At 47.4% G+C, this 359-nt stretch carries 1 pseudogene; it reads left to right on the top strand.

The features are described 5' to 3' along the window. Positions 1–359 (top strand): annotated as a pseudogene (locus AB4486_RS24120) (hypothetical protein); the annotation flags it as partial.

Genomic DNA, 359 nt, shown 5'->3' with positions numbered 1-359 from the left:
TTCCAGTATTATTTGCACTGTTCTCGCTCGGTGGGGCTGTATTTGGTATGGGTGAAGAAGCCGTCGCCTTTGCCATTATTATCGCGCCGCTAATGGTACGTATTGGCTATGATGGTATTACTACGGTAATGGTGACGTACGTAGCGACTCAGATTGGTTTTGCTGCTTCTTGGATGAACCCATTTTCTGTTGCTGTTGCCCAAGGCATTGCTGGTGTACCTGTCTTATCTGGGGCATCGGTGCGTATCGCTCTATGGGTTTTCTTCACCGCGCTCGGCATCGCTTTTACGATGTGGTATGCGAATTCGGTAAAGAAAGACCCTTCGAAATCTTACAGTAAAGCTGGTGATGTTTACTTC

It is taken from the genome of Vibrio sp. 10N.222.55.C6, assembly GCF_041473395.1.
In the GTDB taxonomy this organism is placed as follows: Bacteria; Pseudomonadota; Gammaproteobacteria; order Enterobacterales; family Vibrionaceae; genus Vibrio; species Vibrio crassostreae_C.
This window is presented reverse-complemented; position numbering and strand designations above follow the sequence as displayed.